At 73.0% G+C, this 17959-nt stretch carries 15 protein-coding genes and 1 riboswitch; of the genes, 11 read left to right on the forward strand and 4 right to left on the reverse strand.

Annotation, left to right across the window (positions count from 1 at the left end):
• The first annotated feature begins 62 nt into the window (after positions 1-62).
• Together trpD and GR130_RS09355 are read left to right on the forward strand one after the other, a co-directional pair.
• Entirely contained in the window at positions 63-1127 is a 1065-nt protein-coding gene (trpD, locus tag GR130_RS09350; protein ID WP_159504264.1) for an anthranilate phosphoribosyltransferase, read from the forward strand.
• A gap of 85 nt (positions 1128-1212) precedes the next feature.
• Positions 1213-1330: riboswitch (SAM riboswitch) on the forward strand.
• A gap of 212 nt (positions 1331-1542) precedes the next feature.
• Positions 1543-2973, forward strand: coding sequence for an aminotransferase class V-fold PLP-dependent enzyme (locus GR130_RS09355; RefSeq protein WP_159504265.1), 1431 nt, complete (start codon positions 1543-1545; stop codon positions 2971-2973).
• Positions 2974-3553: 580 nt separating this feature from the next.
• Here the strand turns inward: GR130_RS09355 and GR130_RS09360 are convergent.
• Positions 3554-3835 carry an Lrp/AsnC family transcriptional regulator gene (locus tag GR130_RS09360; protein WP_159504266.1) on the reverse strand — a complete coding sequence of 94 codons (282 nt, stop codon included), beginning with the start codon at positions 3833-3835 and terminating at the stop codon, positions 3554-3556.
• On the reverse strand, positions 3832-4563 hold the full coding sequence (locus GR130_RS09365; protein WP_443043587.1) for a rhomboid family intramembrane serine protease: 732 nt from the start codon (positions 4561-4563) through the stop codon (positions 3832-3834). The genes GR130_RS09360 and GR130_RS09365 overlap by 4 nt, the downstream gene beginning before the upstream one ends.
• A gap of 193 nt (positions 4564-4756) precedes the next feature.
• On the opposite strand from GR130_RS09365, the gene GR130_RS09370 reads away from it, so the two are divergent.
• From GR130_RS09370 to GR130_RS09390, 5 genes are all read left to right on the forward strand, one after another.
• On the forward strand, positions 4757-4996 hold the full coding sequence (locus GR130_RS09370; RefSeq protein WP_159504267.1) for a hypothetical protein: 240 nt from the start codon (positions 4757-4759) through the stop codon (positions 4994-4996).
• Between the two features lie 75 nt (positions 4997-5071).
• Positions 5072-6388: an NYN domain-containing protein gene (locus GR130_RS09375; RefSeq protein WP_159509858.1), complete on the forward strand. Its 1317-nt coding sequence runs from the start codon at positions 5072-5074 to the stop codon at positions 6386-6388.
• A 304-nt stretch (positions 6389-6692) separates the two neighbouring features.
• Positions 6693-7718, forward strand: a complete 1026-nt coding sequence (locus GR130_RS09380; protein ID WP_159504268.1) for a C40 family peptidase — start codon at positions 6693-6695, stop codon at positions 7716-7718.
• A 234-nt stretch (positions 7719-7952) separates the two neighbouring features.
• Positions 7953-8999 (forward strand): NlpC/P60 family protein, encoded by a 1047-nt coding sequence (locus GR130_RS09385; RefSeq protein ID WP_159504269.1) that lies wholly within the window; start codon positions 7953-7955, stop codon positions 8997-8999.
• A gap of 52 nt (positions 9000-9051) precedes the next feature.
• Positions 9052-10431: a hypothetical protein gene (locus tag GR130_RS09390; RefSeq protein WP_159504270.1), complete on the forward strand. Its 1380-nt coding sequence runs from the start codon at positions 9052-9054 to the stop codon at positions 10429-10431.
• Here the strand turns inward: GR130_RS09390 and GR130_RS09395 are convergent.
• The gene (locus GR130_RS09395; RefSeq protein WP_443043756.1) at positions 10388-11704 is read right to left on the reverse strand and encodes a glycosyltransferase 87 family protein; all 1317 of its coding nucleotides are present in this window, start codon (positions 11702-11704) and stop codon (positions 10388-10390) included. The genes GR130_RS09390 and GR130_RS09395 overlap by 44 nt on opposite strands.
• A gap of 201 nt (positions 11705-11905) precedes the next feature.
• On the opposite strand from GR130_RS09395, the gene GR130_RS09400 reads away from it, so the two are divergent.
• Positions 11906-13048 (forward strand): glycosyltransferase family 4 protein, encoded by a 1143-nt coding sequence (locus GR130_RS09400; RefSeq protein ID WP_159504271.1) that lies wholly within the window; start codon positions 11906-11908, stop codon positions 13046-13048.
• Positions 13049-13199: 151 nt separating this feature from the next.
• On the opposite strand, the gene GR130_RS09405 is transcribed toward GR130_RS09400, so the two are convergent.
• Positions 13200-14996 carry an AMP-dependent synthetase/ligase gene (locus GR130_RS09405; protein WP_159504272.1) on the reverse strand — a complete coding sequence of 599 codons (1797 nt, stop codon included), beginning with the start codon at positions 14994-14996 and terminating at the stop codon, positions 13200-13202.
• 274 nt (positions 14997-15270) lie between these two features.
• Here GR130_RS09405 and GR130_RS09410 point away from each other — a divergent pair, with 274 nt between their 5' ends.
• The 3 genes from GR130_RS09410 (at position 15271) to GR130_RS09420 (ending at position 17880) form a co-directional block, all read left to right on the forward strand.
• Complete coding sequence (locus GR130_RS09410) at positions 15271-16047, forward strand: metallophosphoesterase family protein (protein WP_159504273.1); 777 nt, start codon at positions 15271-15273, stop codon at positions 16045-16047.
• Positions 16048-16192: 145 nt separating this feature from the next.
• Entirely contained in the window at positions 16193-16675 is a 483-nt protein-coding gene (locus GR130_RS09415) for an SRPBCC family protein (protein ID WP_159504274.1), read from the forward strand.
• Between the two features lie 2 nt (positions 16676-16677).
• Complete coding sequence (locus GR130_RS09420) at positions 16678-17880, forward strand: ArsA family ATPase (RefSeq protein WP_159504275.1); 1203 nt, start codon at positions 16678-16680, stop codon at positions 17878-17880.
• Positions 17881-17959 lie beyond the last annotated feature (79 nt).

Raw genomic sequence — 17959 nt, forward strand, 5'->3', positions numbered from 1 at the left:
CGGCATGCCCGGGGCTCGATAGGGTGACGGCATACGCAGCAGACGAACCAGGAGCGTGGACCATGAACGTTGTGACCCCGGCAGGCGGCGGCAGCGTGGCGGACCACTCCTGGCCGGCCGTACTGAACGCCCTCCTGGAAGGCCGCGACCTCGGCGCCGACGACACCGCCTGGGTCATGGACAAGATCATGCGCGGCCAGGCCACCGACGCGCAGATCGCCGGTTTCGCGGTCGCGCTGCGCGCCAAGGGCGAGACCGTGGCGGAGATCACCGGGCTGGTGCGGGCGATGTACGCGCACGCCAGCCTGATCGAGGTGCCCGGCCCCAGCGTGGACATCGTCGGCACCGGCGGTGACGGCGCCAAGACGGTCAACATCTCCACCATGGCGTCGATCGTGGTCGCCGGCACCGGCGCCAAGGTCGTCAAGCACGGCAGCCGGGCCGCCTCGTCCGCCAGCGGCGCCTCCGACGTCCTGGAGAAGCTGGGCGTCAATCTGGACCTGAGCCCGCAACGGGTGGTGGAGGTCGCCGAGGAGGCCGGGATCACCTTCTGCTTCGCGGCCAAGTTCCACCCCGCGCTGCGCCATGTGGCCGCCGCCCGCGGGCAGTTGGGGATCCGCACCACGTTCAACGTGCTGGGCCCGCTGACCAATCCCGCCCGGGTCCGCGCCCAGGCGACCGGCGTCGCGGACGCCCGGATGGCGCCGATCCTGGCCGGGGTGCTCGCCGAGCGCGGCTCCTCGGCGCTGGTGTTCCGCGGCGACGACGGGCTGGACGAGCTGACCACGACCGCCACCTCCCGGGTGTGGATCGTGCGCGGCGGCACGGTCCGCGAGGAGCCCTTCGACCCGCGGGACGTCGGCATCGAGCTGGTGCCGGTGGAGGCGCTGCGCGGCGCCGACGCGTCGTACAACGCGGACGTGGCCCGCCGGCTGCTGGACGGGGAGACCGGGCCGGTCCGCGATGCCGTCCTGCTGAACGCCGCGGCGGCGCTGGCGGCGCTGGAGCCGTCGGACGCCCCGCTGGCCGAGCGGATCCGGACCGGTCTCGCGAAGGCCGCCGAGGCGATCGACTCGGGCGCCGCCAAGCGGGTGCTGGAGCGCTGGGTGGCGGCCAGCAACGCCTGACGCGAACGGCCAGGTGACGCAGGCCCCGGTCCGGGATGCGGACCGGGGCTTGCGCCATGTTGATCGTGTGGCATGATTCAGCCCAGGTCACGAGTGACAGCGACACAGGCCCCGGCCCGCTGTCCGGCAACCCTCCTTCCGTGGCGGGGTGCCCCGGGTGATGACCAGGTCGCAGGCAGCGAGGTCTGCGGCAAGCGCGGATCCCTCGCCAGGGATCCTGGTCCCCGAGGGAGTCCTTTCCGTGATGCAGCGAATGCGATAGGGCCCGCAGGCCCCCCTTCCGCACCCCTTCCCTCCTCTTCTGCCGAGGGTTTTCCTTCACGTTGCGGTGCCGCCGTGCGCTCCGGTGTTCCTCCATACGCCTGCCGACGCGCCCGCCCGCAGCGAATTCGCTTGCCTCTCACGGGAGTTCGCCATGTCCGTTTCCGCCGTTGCCGCCGACCCCTCCGTCTGTGCCCCGCTGCCCGTGCTGGGGCGCGATGTCCTCGTCCCGCTGGTGACCGGCGGCGAGGTCGACTACGCCGCACTGGACTACGCCGCCAGCGCCCCGGCGCTCCAGCGGGTCTGGGACGACGTGGCCGCCTACGCCCCGTACTACGGCAGCGTCCACCGCGGTGCCGGTTACCTCTCGCAGCTCTCCACCGACCTCTTCGAGAACGCCCGGAAGACGGTCGCCGACTTCCTCGGCTGCCGCATCGAAGGGGGCCTGGGCGAAGCCCAGTCCGGCAAGGGCGGTGGTGGGCGACGGGAGGGCGACCAGGTCGTCTTCACCCGCTCCACCACCGACTCGCTGAACCTGCTCGCCGCCGCGCTCCCGCAGGGCACCCGGGTGTTCGTCTTCGAGACCGAGCACCACGCCTCGCTGCTGCCCTGGGAGCACCGCGCGGACCTCGCGGTGACCTATCTGAACGCGCCGCGCACCCCGCGGCAGGCGGTGGACACCCTGGACAAGGCGCTGGCCGCCCGCGAGCCCTACGGCCCGGCACTGGTCTGCGTCACCGGCGCCTCGAACGTCACCGGTGAACTGTGGCCGGTCCGCGAACTGGCCGCCGCCGCGCACGCCCACGGCGCGCGGATCGTGCTGGACGCGGCCCAGCTCGCGCCGCACCACCCCGTGGACATCGCGGAACTCGACGTCGACTGGGTCGCGTTCTCCGGCCACAAGCTGTACGCACCGTTCGGCGCCGGCGTACTGGCCGGCCGCGCCGACTGGCTCCAGCAGGCCGAGCCGTACCTGGCCGGCGGCGGTGCCAGCCGGAAGGTCGCGCGGCGCACCGACGGCGGGGTGGACGTCGAGTGGCACACCACCGCGGCCCGGCACGAGGCCGGGTCGCCCAACGTCATCGGCGCCTATGCCATCGCCTCCGCCTGCCAGGCACTGACCGAGGCCGGCTTCGCGGGGCTGGTCGCCCGCGAGCAGGAGCTGATCGCCCGTGTCCGGGCGGGCCTTGCCGACGTTCCGGAGGTCCGGGTGCTCTCCCTCTTCGGCGATGACGCGCCGCGGGTGGGCGTCCTTTCGTTCGTGGTCGAGGGCTGGAACAGCTCGCACTTCGCGGCGGCGCTGTCCGCGGAGTACGGCATCGGCGTCCGCGACGGCCTGTTCTGCGCGCACCCCCTCGTCCGCACCCTGCTGGGCGGCAACCCGCAGGACCCGGGGGAATGCGGCGCCCCGGAAGCGGCCCCGGGGGAGCGGTCGCTGAACGCGATCCGGGTCAGCTTCGGCGCCGGGACCCCCGACGAGCACGTCGAGCGGTTCGTCCGCGCGGTCAGGGATTTGGTGACGAACGGTGCGCGGTGGAACTACCGCACGGAGGACGGCCGTTGTGTCCCGGTACGGAGTGCGTAGCTTGTCCCTCCCACGTGTTCGGCTTTCCCGCCGTGGGGGTTGCTCGCTTTTGCGCCTTCGGCGCGGGGTGTTGTCCGCTGCGCGGGGCTTTCGGGTGCGGTGGCGGTCCTCCGGGGGCGGTATGCAGGACTGCTTCGCTTTACGTCCTGCACACCGCCCCCTCCGGCCCGCCCCCTCCCGTGGGTGGGAGGAGAAAGACGGTGGATGGGGGCTTGGGCGAGTGGTCCGGTGACGGTCTCTTTCCACCCATGAACCGGCGCGGGCCCAGTCACGCGCGCCCCACCCGTCTCTTTTCCCACCCATTCACGGGAGGGGGCGGGCCGGAGGGGCAGGGTGTCCGGACGTAAAGCGAAGCAGTCCGGACACCCTGCCCCGCAGGACCGCCACCGCAGCCGACAGCCCCGCGCAGCGGCCCCGCCCGCCGCGTGGGGGTACCTCCCACGCGCTTCAGGCAGTGGGGGAGCAACGGCGCCGCACTCGGCAACGTGGGAAGCAGGCAAAGCGCAGCGGAGCCGCGCAACGGCGACAAACCCCCACGGCGGGAAAGCCGACAACGTGGGAAGCCAGCCAAGCGCCAGCGTCACGCGTCCAGGCCGATGGAGAACGCCGCCTCCAGGTCGTGCTGGGAGTACGTGCGGAAGGCGATGTGCGTCTCGGTGGAGGCTACGCCGGGGACCTTGCTGATGCGGCCGGGGATGACGTCCGCGAGCTGGTCGTGCTCGGCGACCCGGACCATCGCGATGAGGTCGTGCGCGCCGGTGACCGAGTAGACCTCGCTGACACCCTCCAGTGCGGCGATCTTCTCCGCGATCTCCGGGATCTGGTCCACGCTGGTCTTGATGAGCACGATCGACGTGATCACGGCTGGCTCTCTCCCTCGGTCGCGGGCCGGTTGTCCCTGGTCGCCCCCACAGTATCCCTCCCGTAGCGGGCCCAGGCGTAGAGGAAGCCGAGCGCGAAGCCAACGACATGGGCGAGGTAGGCGACGCCGGGGCCCGAGGGGTCGTGCCGGGCCGCCTGCCACTGGAGGAAGAACCAGAAGAGCAGGACGAGCCAGGCGGGGAAGCGCAGCGGCAGGAAGAACAGGAACGGGAAGACGCTGGTGACCCGGGCCCGCGGGAAGAGGAAGAGGAAGGCGCCCAGGACGCCGGAGATCGAGCCGGAGGCGCCGACCAGGGTCTGGTCCGAGGAGGCGTGCGCGGCGGCGTAGCCCAGCAGCGCCAGATAGCCGACGGTCAGGTAGAAGACGGTGAACGGGAGCCGGCCCATCCGGGTCTCGGTCATCCCGCCGAAGACGTACAGAAACAGTATGTTGCCGAGCAGATGCAGCCAGCTTCCGTGCACGAACAGCGCGGTGAGCGGGGTGATCAGGGCCTTCGCCGAGCCGCTCCACAGATCGAGCGGAATCACGCCCCAGTGCTCGAAGTACCGGGTCTGAGCCCGCAGCAGGGCGTCGCCGGTGCCGTATATCCGCAGCAGTCCGGAGGCCGGTCCGAACACGAAGACCGCGCAGCACAGCCCGATCAGCACGTTCGTCATCCGGGAGAACACCGCTCTCAGCGAGCGGGCGGGGTGGGCCGGCGCCGTCATGAAGTGATCATGACGCAATGCGGTGAATCGGGACAGAGTGCCTCGCCGCGTCCCGCCTCCCGGGCGGGCCCGCACCGGCCCCCCATCAGGCCGTAGGGTTACAGGAAGTACGTTGCGTAGTTCCGCAGTCCGACGGCGTACCGCGTGAACCGACCCCAGCACGAGCCCGACGAGCACGAAAGAGGACGACACCATGGCTGTTCCCTTGCCGACGGCCGAGACGCGGTGGCGCTGCACGCTGTGCGGCAATCTCACCCGTTTCGATGTGACCCGCCGGTCCAAGGTGGTCGAGTACGTGCACCTGGACCTGGCGGGAGAGCCGAAGGTGGAGGAGCGCGAGGTCCTCAGCGAGAGCGTCGAGTCCGTGCGCTGCCGCTGGTGCAACGCGGTCGACCAGATCGAGCTGGTGGACCGTCCGGGCGCGAGCGCCTGAGATCGGAGCGATGCAGCAGTGGTGGAACGTCCAGAAGGGGAGCCGGGAGCGGAGCGTGACGACGCCCCCGAGGGGATGGCCGACGACGTGCTCGACCAGCCGCTGCCCGAGGGCGTACGGCGCCGCGTCGTGGCGCTCACCGCGGAGTCGTTCGGCGCCCTGACGATCGCCGAACTTCCGCCACCGCTGCGGCAGTACGCCCGTTTCACCCCGACTCGTCGGGCCAAGTTCGCCGGCAACGCGATGGCCGCGGCGCTGGAGAGCGACCCGGTCTTCCGGCAGCGGATCGCCGGGAAGCTGCGCGAGTCCCAGCCCGAGCTGGCCGAGGCGCTGGAGCACGGCACCCCGCCCGCCGCCGCCGATCCGCTCGATGTCGCCGCGGCGGCGTACGTGCTGCGCCCCGAGGGCTGGGTCAAGCTGGTCGCGGCGGCGGGCGAGGAGGCGCAGCGGGCGCGTGCCGAACGGGCCGGCGAGGAGGTCGAGCGGGAACTGTCCCGGCTGCGCGAGGAACTGGTGCAGGCGCGCGGCGAGGCCCGTACGGACGCGGACCGGGTCCGGGCGGACCTGGAGGCGGCCCGCAAGGAGAACGAGTCGCTGCAGCGCAAGCTGCGCAGCGCGCTCAGCGACGTCAAGCGCGGCGAGGCGGCGGTCCGCAAGGCCGAGGCCGCGGTGGTCGAGGCGCGGGAGCGGGCGGCGGCCGAGCGGACCGCGGCGGACAGCGAGGTGCGCCGGCTCAGGGCGCGGATCGCGGAGGCCGAGGCGGCGCTGGAGACCAGCCGGCGCTCGGCCCGCGAGGGGCGCAGCGTCGAGGACATGCGGCTGCGGCTGCTGCTGGACACCGTGCTGGACGCGGCCCAGGGGCTGCGCCGCGAGCTGGCCCTGCCGCCGGCCGCCGTCCGCCCGGCGGACACCGTCGACGCGGTCGCGCCGGGCCGGATGACGCCGAAGGACATCGCGACCCGGGCGCTCTCCGAGACCGACCCGGCGCTGCTGGACCAGCTACTGGCCCTGCCGCAGGCGCATTTGGTGGTGGATGGCTACAACGTCACCAAAACCGGCTATCCGACCATGCCGTTGGAAAAGCAGCGATTGCGGCTGCTGGGTGGCCTCGCGGTGCTGGCCGCGCAGACCGGCGCGGAGATGACCTGCGTCTTCGACGGGGCGGAGCTGGCCGCGCCGGTGCTGTTGGCGCCGCCGCGCGGGGTGCGGGTGCTGTTCAGCAAACCGGGCGTGACGGCCGACGAGTTGATCCGCCAGCTGGTTCGGGCCGAGCCGCCCGGCCGGCCGGTCGTGGTCGTCTCCACGGACCGGGAGGTGGCCGACGGCGTCGCCAAGGCGGGCGCCCGGCCGGTTGCATCGGCCCTGTTGCTCAAGCGACTTGCACGAACCTGACATTTCACACTCGGCTTGTGATCGGGCTGTGAAAAATCGCTTGCGATTCGTACCGGAGCGTCAAGTACCGCTTACGGCCCGTGTGATGTTGGTAAAAGTTGGGGCCTGTGGCGCAGATTTTTCCCGTGAGGATTTGAAGCGATCACAGCTCGGTTACTAAGGTCGGCTCCGAACCTTCATAAGGGTGATCATCCAACCGGGGTGGTCAGTGAAGGTACCGCCGAGTCCGCGGCGTTCACGCGGAGCCGGGGTCTCACCCCCCCACTTCCCGGTAGGCGGCTGGAGGAAGAAGGAGCTCGCCCCCGTGGCGTCCCACCGTCGACCCAAGCAGCCGAGCCGTACTCGCGTGACCGTGCTCACCGCCACCGCAGCGGCGGCCGTCGCCCTCTCGTCCCAGGCGGCACACGCCGACCCGGGCCAGTCGAAGCAGGACGTCAAGTCCGAGGTCGACAAGCTCTACAGCGACGCGGAGGCGGCCACCGAGAAGTACGACGGCGTCAAGGAGCAGCAGGACAAGCTCCAGAAGGAGGTCGACGACCTCCAGGACAAGGTCGCCCGCGGCCAGGGTGAGCTGAACCAACTGCGCAAGGGCCTCGGCGCGGTCGCCTCGGGCCAGTACCGCAGCGGCAGCATCGACCCCTCGGTCCAGCTGTTCCTCTCCGGCGACCCGGACACCTTCCTCGAAAAGGCCGCCACCCTCGACCAGTTGAGCGGCAAGCAGGCCGAGCAGCTGAAGACCATCGCGGACAAGCAGCGTTGGCTCGCCCAGGAGCGCGCCGAGGCCGCGAGCAAGATCAAGGACCTCTCCGAGACCCGCAAGGCGCTCGGTGACAAGAAGGACGAGATCAAGGGCAAGCTCGCCAAGGCGCAGGAGCTGCTCAACACGATGACCGCCAAGGAGCGGGCGGCCATGCAGGCCGCGGACGACCGGGCGAACCGCAGCAACGACCGGGTCGATCTCGGCAACGACGTGCCGGCCTCGCAGCGCGGTGCCGCCGCGCTGTCCGCGGCCCAGTCCAAGATAGGTTCGCCGTACGTCTGGGGGGCCACCGGCCCGTCCTCGTTCGACTGCTCGGGCCTGACGTCGTGGGCGTACGCGCAGGCCGGCGCGTCGATTCCGCGCACCTCGCAGGAGCAGGCCAACGCCGGCACCCGGATCGGCTCCGAGAGCGCCCTCAAGCCCGGCGACCTGGTGCTCTTCTTCGGCGACCTGCACCACATCGGCCTCTACGCCGGCAACGGCATGGTGCTGCACGCCCCGAAGCCGGGCGCCGTGGTGCGCTACGAGTCGATCAACAACATGCCGTTCCAGTTCGGCGTGCGGGTCTGAAAAACCTCACAACCGTCGCAACCTGCCGCCCGATCGGGCGAATTGCGGCCTTCACGACTGACCTTCCGCTCCGCCGGTGACCTGCGAAGTCACCGGCGGAGCGGCTTTTCGGGGAGGTAAGGCCCTCTTTGGCCGGTGCCCCGCGGCGCGGTTACTGTCTGCCCTCGCAGCTGCCGGATCACCGACCGTCCCGCCCGGACGGCAGGGGCTGCACACGGAAGGAGTGCGGCCCTCGTGGTGTCCCATCGCCGTACCTCGCAGCGCGGCCAGACCACCTTCGCGTCGGTCACCGTCCTGTCCGCCGCCCTGGCGACCGCAGCCGCCGCGCTGTCGGCGCACCCCGCGAGCGCCGACCCCGCGGAGCAGCCGTCCGCCGGCCGGGAGAGCGCCGCCGCCCAGGTGGGCAGGCTCTACGAGGAGGCGGAACGGGCCACCGAGAAGTTCAACGCCGCCAACGCCCGGACCGGGGAACTGCGGGACGAGGTGGCGGCCCTGCAGGACCGCACCGCCCGCGCCCAGGAACGGGTCAACCGGATGCGCGACCGGCTCGGCGCGCTGGCCGCCGCCCAGTACCGGGCCGGCGGCATCGACCCCGCCGTGCGGCTGCTGCTCTCCGAACGGCCCGACAGCTACCTGGAGAAGGTGTCCGCGCTCGACCGGCTGAACGGCACCCGGGCCGGCGAGCTGCACCAACTCCAGTCCGCCACACGGGCGTTGGAGCAGCAGCGTCGGGAGACCGCCGGGAAGCTGGTGCAGCTGGAGGCCGGCCGCGAGGAGGTCGCGCGCCAGAAGAAGGAGGTCCAGCGCAAGCTGGCCACCGCGCAGCGGCTGCTGAACGCCCTCCCGCGGGACGCCAGGGCGGCCTACGACCGGGCCTCCCGGAGCGACGGCCGCGACGAGTTCATCCCGGACCTCACCGGGATCATGCCGGGCTCCGGCCGGGCCGCGGCGGCGGTCTCCGCGGCCCGGGCCGCGATCGGCTCCCCGTACTCGTGGGGCAGCGCCGGCCCCTCGGCCTTCGACTGCTCCGGACTCACCCAATGGGCCTATGCCCAGGCCGGCGTCTCGCTGCCGCGCACCTCGCAGGCCCAGAGCGGTACCGGGCACCGGGTCCCGCTGTCCCAGGCCCAGCCCGGCGACCTCGTCATCTACCGCTCGGACGCCAGCCACGTCGGGATGTACGTGGGCAACGGGCAGGTCGTGCACGCGCCCTACCCCGGCGCCAAGGTCCGCTACGACCCGGTCGGCATGATGCCGGTCTCGTCCGTCACCCGGCCCTGAGGCCCGCGCCCAGCGTTTTTGCGCCGGCCGGGCCGCCCGTACGATCGGGCGCATGCCGGAGCAAAGGGCGCGACGCGCGCGGCCGTGGTCGGCCGCAACGGCGGCCGGGTGCGCCGCGGTGCTGGTCGCCCAGCTCGTCGGCTGCGCGCCCTCGACCCGGCCGACCGACGAGTACCCCGGTGCCCAGCGGATGCTGGACGCCCGGGCGGCGGCCGTCCGGCGGCACGACGCCGCGGCCTTCCTGGCCACCGTCGACCCCCGGGCCGCCGGGTTCCGCGGCCGGCAGCGGCAGGTCATCGGCAACCTCGCGGCGGTCCCGGTCGCCGACTGGCACTACGACCTGGTCTCCACCGGTGCCTTCACGCTCCCGGAGGGCGGCACCGACCGGCGGCTGGCCGCGCAGGTCCGGCTCAGCTACCGCCTGAGGGGCTTCGACACCGCCCCGGTCACCTCCCTCCAGTACCTGACCCTGACCGAGCGCTCCGGCCGCTGGCTGGTCTCCTCCGACACGGACGGCGCGGCGGACGGCCGCAGTGGCACCGGCCAGCTGTGGGAGCAGGGCCCGGTGCGGGTGGTGCGCGGCCGGTACAGCCTGGTCCTGGGCGGTACGGGCAACCCGGCGCGGCTGCGGGATCTGGCGGACCGGGTGGACGCGGCGGTGCCCGCGGTCTCCGCGGCCTGGAAGGGGAAGTGGGCGGGGAAGGTGGTGGTGGAGGCACCGGACACCCTCGCCCGGATGGCGCAGCTGATGGGCGGCGACGACCCGACCGCGTACACCGGGATCGCGGCCGTCACCACCGGCGAGGCGGGCGCCTCGCCGGCCGCGCCCGCGGACCGGGTGATCGTCAACCCGGACGCGTACGAGGAGCTCAACGACCTGGGCCGCACCGTCGTCCTCACCCACGAGACCACCCATGTCGCCACCCGCACGCTCACCACGCCCGCCACCCCGCTGTGGCTCTCCGAGGGCTTCGCGGACTGGGTCGCTTATCGCGGCGTGCACCGCCGGCCGGCGGCGACCGCGCCGGAGCTCTCCCGGGCGGTGGCCGCCGGCCGACCGCCGCGGCGGCTGCCGACCGACGGCGACTTCGGCTTCCGGGCGGGCGCGGAGCGGCTGGCAACGGCGTACGAGGGCGGCTGGCTGGCCTGCCGGATGATCGCCGAGAAGTGGGGCGAGGCCCGGCTGATCGCCTTCTACCGGGACACCGGGCGCCGTGGGATCCGTACGGCGGCGGGGGCCGTGAGGGCGCCGATGGAGGCGCGGACGGCCGGCTCCGCGGCCTCGGCGTCCCCGTCGCCCGCGGTGGGCGGCGGCGACCGGCAGTCGGCCCGCACCGCGGCGGTGGACCGCGCGCTGCGCGATCAACTCGGCGTCGGACTGGCCGAGTTCACCGCGATGTGGCGCGCGTATGTGCAGCGCCAGCTGAAGTGACCGCGGGGCGCGCGCCCGGTACCCCGGCGCGCACCGTGGCGTCGCGACCGCCGCGGGTGGCCGCCCACAGCCGGCGGCAGGCGCTCAGCGAAGCGGTCACCAGCAGGCCGTTGCGGAGCAGCAGCAGGGTGATGCCCTGGGGGGTGCTGCCCACCACCTCCGCGAAGCAGATCGGGAACTCCAGCAGGGTGACCCCCGTCGCCAGCAGGACGAGGGCCGCCGGCCACCCCTGCCGGCTGCCCCGTACGGTCCGGCACACCGCGGCCAGCCCGACCAGCCACAGCAGGTACTGCGGGCTGATCACCCTGCTGGTGGTGGTGAACAGCAGGGCGGCGGTGAACGCGGCGTCGGGGAGCACCGCGGCGGTCAGCTCCCGGGCGCGCAGCCGCCACAGCACCAGCCAGCCCCCGGCGGCGGCGGTCAGCGCCAGCGCCAGGGCGCTGACCAACGTGACGCCGGGGCCGAGGAATTCCACCGAGCCGTAGTTGAGCAGCACCTCGCCGCCCCAGCCGAAGTGCCGGGCGATGTGGAAGACCAGCGCGCCCAGCGACTCGATCTCCGTACCCCGGTCGCGCTGGAAGGTGACGAACGCCAGCGCGCCCGGCGCCAGCGCCACGGCGCACAGCGTCAGCCCGGCGGCCCAGCCCGCCGCGTGGCCCCACAGGGCGCGCGCCCGGCGCCCGCGCAGCGGCGCCCCGGCCAGCAGCAGTGCCGGCCAGACCTTCAGCAGCGTGCCGAAGGCGATCAGGGCGCCCGCGACCCGGGGCCGCCGGACCGCCGCGTACAGGGCGGCGACGGCCACCGCGGTGACCATCAGGTCGTAGCGGGCGTACGCGGTCGGGCCGAGCAGCGCGACGCCGACGGTCCACACCCAGGCGCCGGCGGTGCGGTGCCCGGCCCGGTGCCCGGCGCGCAGCAGCAGCGCCAGCACCGCGGCGTCGGCGGCCAGGACCAGCACGGCGAACGCGGTGGCGTAGGGGAGGAACGGCAGCAGGCCGGGGGCCAGGACCGGCAGGGCGGCGGCCGGTGGGTACTGCCAGGTCACGTCGTCCAGGGGGAAGCTGCCGGACTTCAGGACCTCGGACCAGCCCTGGTAGATCATCGAGACGTCGGTGGTGACGTCGGGGCCGGGGAGCACCAGCACCCCCAGTACGCACAGCAGTAAGAGTGCCCGGGTCGCGGCCCATACCGCCACCGGGGGCCCCGCCGCGCGCGCCCTGCTGCCGGTGCTGCTCATCGTCTCCCCGTCGGTCGTCGGCCGCCCTGCCTGCATGATCATGATGACGCCGCCGGCCGGTCGCGCACATCGCGGACCGCCGGGTGGGCGTGCCGGGAGGGGTCCGGTCGGGTGTGCCGGGGCGCGCCGCTCGCGGCCGGCCGCCTACCCGGTACTGTCGGGCTCAACCGCCCGTACCGCCGGGGGCCGGACCGCCCGCCGGCGCTGCCCACCGACCCCGTCCGCCGAGAGACCGCCGTGCACAAGACCCTCATCGTCACCAACGACTTCCCGCCCCGGCCGGGCGGCATCCAGGCATTCCTGCACAGCATGGCGCTGCGGCTGGACCCCTCGCAGGTCGTGGTCTACGCCTCGACCTGGAAGCGGAGCGAGGAGGGTCGCGCGGCCACCGCCGCCTTCGACGCCGAGCAGCCGTTCCCGGTGGTGCGGGACCGTACGACGATGCTGCTGCCGACGCCCCGGGTGACCCGGCGGGCGGTCTCCCTGCTGCGCGAACACGGCTGCTCCTCGGTGTGGTTCGGGGCCGCCGCCCCGCTGGGGCTGATGGCCCCGGCGCTCCGTTCGGCCGGCGCCCGCCGCGTCGTGGCGACCACCCACGGCCACGAGGCGGGCTGGGCGCAGCTGCCCGCCGCCCGGCGGCTGCTGCGCCGGATCGGCGAGGGCACCGACACCCTCACCTACCTCGGCGAGTACACCCGCTCGCGGATCGCCGCCGCGCTCACCCCGGAAGCCGCCGCCCGGATGGTCCAACTCCCGCCCGGCGTCGACGAGAAGACCTTCCACCCGGGCTCGGGCGGCGACGCGGTGCGCGCCCGCCTCGGGCTCGCCGGCCGCCCGGTGGTCGTCTGCGTCTCCCGGCTCGTTCCGCGCAAGGGCCAGGACACCCTCATCGAGGCGATGCCGGCGGTCGTCGCGGAGGTGCCGGACGCGGTGCTGCTGATCGTGGGCGGCGGCCCGTACGAGGAGCAACTGCACGCCCTGGCAATGGAGAAGGGCGTCGCCGACGCGGTCCGCTTCACCGGCGCGGTCCCCTGGGAGGAGCTGCCGGCCCACTACGGCGCGGGCGACGTCTTCGCGATGCCCTGCCGCACCCGCCGCGGCGGCCTCGACGTGGAGGGCCTGGGCATCGTCTACCTGGAGGCGTCCGCCACCGGGCTCCCGGTCGTCGCGGGCGACTCGGGCGGCGCTCCGGACGCGGTCCTGGACGGCGAGACCGGCTGGGTGGTCCCCGGTGGCTCCCCGGCGGCCACCGCCGAACGCCTCGTCACCCTCCTCAAGGACCCGGAGCTGCGCCGCGCCATGGGCGAGCGCGGCCGTGCCTGGGTGGAGGAGAAGTGGCGCTGGGACCTGCTGGCGGAGCGGCTGAAGGCACTGCTGTAAGAACTGCCGCAGGAACGGCTGTGGGCGCCCTGCGGGAGCGGCGGATACGGCAACTCCGGGGGCGCACACAGGAATCCGCCGCCGCGGCGAGCAGCCACGACGGCGGATTCCGGTGGTTCCGGGCACTCGGCGCACCCTACGGGGGACCGGCCTACCCCCGGTAGATCGCCTCGATCTCCTCGGCGAAGTCCTTGGCCACCACGTTCCGCTTCAGCTTCAGCGACGGGGTGACATGGCCCGACTCCTCGGTGAACTGGTTCGGCAGGATACGGAACTTGCGGACCGACTCGGCCTTGGAGACCGCCGCGTTGCCGTCGTCGACCGCGCGCTGGACGGCGGCCAGCAGCTCCGGGTCGCCGGTGATGTCGGCGGGCTTCACGTCGGCCGGGTGGCCGTGCTCCTCGGCCCAGCGGGGGAGGAACTCCTCGTCGAGGGTGATCAGGGCGCCGATGAAGGGGCGCCCGTCGCCGACGACCATGCACTCGGCGATCAGGGCGTGGGCGCGGATGCGGTCCTCGATGACGACGGGGGCGACGTTCTTGCCGCCCGCGGTGACCAGTATTTCCTTCTTGCGGCCGGTGATGGCGAGGTAGCCGTCCTCGTCGAGGGTGCCGATGTCGCCGGTGTGGAACCAGCCGTCGGACAGCGCCTCCTGGGTGGCCGTCGGGTTGTTCCAGTACTCGCTGAAGAGGTGCTCGCCGTGCAGCAGCACCTCGCCGTCGTCGGCGATCCGGACGACGGAGCCGGGCAGCGGCTGGCCGACCGTGCCGATCTTCTGCCGGTCCCAGGGGTTGAAGGCGGTGGCCGCACAGGACTCCGTGAGGCCGTAGCCCTCCAGGACGGTGAAGCCGATGCCGCGGTAGAAGTGGCCCAGCCGCTCGCCGAGCGGGGCGCCGCCGGAGATGGCGTGGCCGGCCCGGCCGCCGAGGACGGCCCGCAGCTTGCCGTAGACCAGCCGGTCGAAGACCTTGTACGTGAACTTCAGCCCGAAGGACGGCCCGGCGGGGGTGTCCAGCGCGCGGCTGTAGGCGATCGCGGTCTCCGCCGCCTTGTCGAAGATCTTGCCCTTGCCCTCGGCCTGGGCCTTGGCGCGCGCCGAGTTGTAGACCTTCTCGAAGACCCGGGGGACGCCCAGGATCATCGTCGGCCGGAAGGAGGCGAGGTCGTCGGTGAGGTTCTTGATGTCCGGCGCGTGGCCCAGCTTGATGGGCGCCATGACCGAGGCGACCTGGACCAGCCGGCCGAAGACGTGCGCGATGGGGAGGAAGAGCAGGACCGAGGAGTCGCCGGTGCGGAAGAGCGGGCGCAGCCGCTCGACGATGTTGCCGCACTCCGCGAAGAAGCTGCGGTGGCTGAGCACGCAGCCCTTGGGCCGGCCGGTGGTGCCGGAGGTGTAGACGATCGTGGCGGGCGAGTCCGCGTCGGCCAGCGCGCTGCGGGCGTCGACCTCGTTGTCGGAGATGCCGTCGCCGGCGGCCCGCAGCCGGGCGATCGCGTCCCGTTCGATCTGCCAGACGTTCGCCAGGTCGGGCAGCCGGTCGCGGACCGACTCGACGGTGGCCTCATGGGCGGGCGTCTCCACCAGGCAGGCGACCGCGCCCGAGTCGCCGAGGATCCACTGGATCTGCTCGGCGGAACTGGTCTCGTACACGGGGACGGTGATGGCGCCGGCGCTCCAGATGGCGAAGTCCAGCAGCGTCCACTCGTAGCGGGTGCGCGACATCAGGCCGACCCGGTCGCCGGGCTGAATGCCGGCGGCCATCAGGCCCTTGGCGGTGGCGCGGACCTCGGCGAGGAAGGTGACGGCGGTGACGTCCTGCCACGTCCCGTTCACCTTCCGTCCCAGGACCGCAACATCCGGGTGCTGCGCGGCATTTCTGCGGATAAGGTCCGTCAGGTTGCCGTCCGCGGGGACCTCGTACAGGGCCGGAAGGCTGAACTCGCGCAAGACTGCTGCTCCTCGAAAGCGCCGGCGCCACGACGCTGTGTGCGCACCGGCTTGCGGTCCATGATCATGCGGGGGTATTGGACTGCCCGGACGTTACCCACCGGTATTGGTTTTGGGATAGGGGGTCGCGGCCAGATGTTCGATGCGTCACATGCTGGGGACACGTCATAAGACTGCACCGCGCAGACTAAACCAGGCCAATGGTGACCCGAAAGTAACCGCCGGGCACCGGACCGGCCTCCCGCCTCCGGGCGGAGGGATCTAGGGTGACGCCATGCGCGTGCATGTGGTCAGTGACGTCCATGGCAACAGCCGGGACCTCGCCGCGGCGGGGAACGGGGCGGACGCCCTGGTGTGCCTCGGCGACCTGGTCCTCTTCCTCGACTACGCCGACCACTCGCGCGGCATCTTCCCCGACCTCTTCGGGGTCGCCAACGCCGACACCCTGGTCGAGCTGCGCACCGCCCGCCGCTTCGACGAGGCCCGTGAGCTGGGGCGCCGGCTGTGGGGTGAGCTGGACCGGACCGGCGCGAGCCGCGAGGCGGTCATCGAGGGCGCGGTCCGACGGCAGTACGCCGACCTCTTCGCCGCGTTCCCCACCCCCACGTACGCCACCTACGGCAACGTCGACATGCCCCGCCTGTGGCCCGAATACGCCGGGCCCGGCACCACCGTCCTCGACGGTCAGCGGGTGGAGATCGGCGGCCGGGTCTTCGGCTTCGTCGGCGGCGGCCTGAGCACCCCGATGAGGACCCCGTACGAGATCAGCGACGAGGAGTACGCCGCCAAGGTCGAGGCGGTCGGCGAGGTGGACGTGCTGTGCACCCACATCCCGCCGGACGTCCCCGAGCTCTGCTACGACACCGTCGCCCGCCGCTTCGAACGCGGCAGCGCGGCCCTGCTGCACGCCATCCGCACCACCAGGCCGCGCTACTCCCTGTTCGGGCACGTCCACCAGCCGCTCGCCCGCAGGGCCCGGATCGGCAGTACGGAATGCGTCAATGTCGGGCACTTCAATGCGACCGGGACGCCCTACGTACTGGAGTGGTGAGCCCGGTGGCGGCGGCCGTCCGGCCCGTCGTTCCGGGCCTGCTGGTGTCGGTGCGGGTTCCGCCGCGCGGTAGCCTTCAGCAGCACAGACACCGCGTTTCAGCGGCCCGGGGACCGGCATGAATCGGCATGGAGGAGTCACGGCGATGGCCGAACACACCAGCTCGAACATCACGATCGAGGCGGCACCGGCCGAGGTGATGGGAGTGATCGCCGACTTCGACCGCTATCCGGAGTGGACCGGAGAGGTCAAGGAGGCCGAGGTGCTCGCCAAGGACGACCGGGGCCGCGCGGAGAAGGTGCGCCTGGTGCTGGACGCCGGCGCCATCAAGGACGACCACACCCTCGCCTACACCTGGACCGGCGAGGACGAGGTCAGCTGGTCGCTGGTCAAGTCGCAGATGCTGCGCGTCCTGGACGGCTCGTACCGGCTCGCCGCGCTGGAGGGCGGCACCCGCACCGAGGTCACCTACCAGCTCACCGTCGACGTCAAGATCCCGATGCTCGGGATGATCAAGCGGAAGGCCGAGAAGGTCATCATCGACCGGGCGCTGGCCGGGCTGAAGAAGCGCGTCGAGAGCGGCCCCGCGGCCCCGCAGGCGTCCGGCGACGAGGCCGAGAAGAACTGAACGTGCGGACCGTCCTCGTCACCGGCACCGGCGGCGCGGGCCGCACCACGCTCGCCGCCGCGACCGCCGTGGCCGGTGCCCGGCAGGGCGCGCGGACGCTGCTGCTCACGACCCAGAGCAGTGCTCCGGAGGTGGTGCTGGGCGCCTGCCCCGGTGTGGACGCGCCCGCCCCGATAGCCGCCGCCCCCGGTCTGCACGCCCGCCGGATCGACCCCGCCGACCGTTTCCGCCAGGAGTTCCTCTCCTTCCAGGAGCGCGCCGGCGCGGCCCTCGACCTGCTCGGCGCGGCCCCCCTGGACGAGGACGAACTCACCGAACTCCCGGGCTCCGAAGCCTTCGCGCTGCTGCACGCGCTGCGCACCGCCCACGCCTCGGGCGACTGGCAGCTGCTGGTCGTCGACGCGCCGCCGGCCGCCGAAACGATCCGGCTGCTCGCCCTGCCAGCCCAGGTCCGACGCTACCTCCGCCGCCTGCTGCCGCCCGAGCGCCAGGCGGCGCGCGCGCTGCGCCCGGTGCTCGCCCAGCTCGCCGGCGTCCCCATGCCGGCCCAGAAGCTGTACGAGGCCGCCGAGCGCTGGGAGAGCGAACTCGCCGCCGTCCAGCGGGTGGTGGACGCCCCCGGCACCTCCGTACGCCTGGTCACCGAGGCCGGCCCGGTCGCCGCCGCCACCCTGCGCACGCTGCGCGCCGGACTCGCGCTGCACGGCCGCCGCACCGACGGCGTGCTGGTCAACCGGCTGCTGCCCACCGGCTCCGCGGACCCCTTCCTCGCCGGCCTCTCCGGCAGCCAGCAGACCGCCCTCAAGGCGCTGCGCGACGAGTTCCCCGACGTCCCCGTGCACGAGGTGCGGCACCTGGGCCGCGACCCGCAGGGCATCGACGAACTCGGCGGGCTGCTCGACGGGCCGGCCGCAGCCGACCTCCCCGCCGACCACCCCGACCCCTGGACCGTCGAGGACCGGCTGGCCGCCGACGGCATCCTGGTGTGGCGGGTGCCGCTGCCCGGTGCCCGCCGGGAGGGCCTGGGCCTGGTGCGCCGCGGCGACGAGATCGTCGTCAGCGTCGGCCGTTTCCGGCGGATCCGCACGCTCCCCTCCGCCCTGCGCCGCTGCACCGTCTCCGGTGCCGGACTGCGCGACGGCGTCCTGGAGATCCGCTTCACCCCGGATCCGGACCTGTGGCCGCAGAGCGGCACAAGCGACTGAACCGCCCACCTCCCTTCGGGTACCGTCGGAGGTGTACCCGCCGTGCACAGCCCGTCCCGCAGTGCCGCGCGGCAGCGTT

Origin of the sequence: Streptomyces sp. GS7 (genome assembly GCF_009834125.1) — a bacterium.
Lineage (GTDB): Bacteria > Actinomycetota > Actinomycetes > Streptomycetales > Streptomycetaceae > Streptomyces.

Coding starts and splice junctions, on each gene's coding strand:
- trpD (WP_159504264.1), top strand. CDS start 63: ATGAACGTTGTGACCCCGGCAGGCGGCGGCAGCGTGGCGGACCACTCC.
- GR130_RS09355 (WP_159504265.1), top strand. CDS start 1,543: ATGTCCGTTTCCGCCGTTGCCGCCGACCCCTCCGTCTGTGCCCCGCTG.
- GR130_RS09365 (WP_443043587.1), bottom strand. CDS start 4,563: ATGACGGCGCCGGCCCACCCCGCCCGCTCGCTGAGAGCGGTGTTCTCC.
- GR130_RS09370 (WP_159504267.1), top strand. CDS start 4,757: ATGGCTGTTCCCTTGCCGACGGCCGAGACGCGGTGGCGCTGCACGCTG.
- GR130_RS09375 (WP_159509858.1), top strand. CDS start 5,072: ATGGCCGACGACGTGCTCGACCAGCCGCTGCCCGAGGGCGTACGGCGC.
- GR130_RS09390 (WP_159504270.1), top strand. CDS start 9,052: ATGCCGGAGCAAAGGGCGCGACGCGCGCGGCCGTGGTCGGCCGCAACG.
- GR130_RS09395 (WP_443043756.1), bottom strand. CDS start 11,704: ATGCAGGCAGGGCGGCCGACGACCGACGGGGAGACGATGAGCAGCACC.
- GR130_RS09410 (WP_159504273.1), top strand. CDS start 15,271: ATGCGCGTGCATGTGGTCAGTGACGTCCATGGCAACAGCCGGGACCTC.
- GR130_RS09415 (WP_159504274.1), top strand. CDS start 16,193: ATGGCCGAACACACCAGCTCGAACATCACGATCGAGGCGGCACCGGCC.